General features: G+C 38.4%; 1 pseudogene. It reads left to right on the top strand.

The features are described from left to right. Nucleotides 1-207 (top strand): annotated as a pseudogene (locus J7R07_RS08020) (adenosine monophosphate-protein transferase); the annotation flags it as partial. Nucleotides 208-453 lie beyond the last annotated feature (246 nt).

Raw genomic sequence — 453 nt, forward strand, 5'->3', positions numbered from 1 at the left:
TTTATACGCTGTGTAGAGCATCGTCTCTCATCAAACGAGTGGAGTGCGATCAAAAACAAAGATTATGAAACACTTGCCCAAAGTATCGGTGTATCAGAACAGAAAGCACGAGAAATTACCAATACTGTTCAAAAAGCCAGAGAAGTACATAAACAAGCCTACACACAGGTAGTCACTCGCTCAAATGCGCTTGCTATTGCCAGCTAAAAAATATGAGGCCTTGTTGCTTAATCTGAACACCCATGGAAAAGAAATGTTTTAATATTCATTCCCCCATGAAAAAACAGAGCATTTAAGTGCCTTACCAATTTTGCAAATAGCATAGACATCATATCCAGAATAATTGGACGGATGATTATGAGCACCTTTTTAAACGCTAAGATTACAGCTGACGGAAACTACAAAAAGCGTGTGTTGTTTATCTTAGATGAAGTGGACCTTCATGGTTATAGG

Origin of the sequence: Bartonella phoceensis (genome assembly GCF_902825145.1) — a bacterium.
GTDB classification, from domain to species: domain Bacteria; phylum Pseudomonadota; class Alphaproteobacteria; order Rhizobiales; family Rhizobiaceae; genus Bartonella; species Bartonella phoceensis.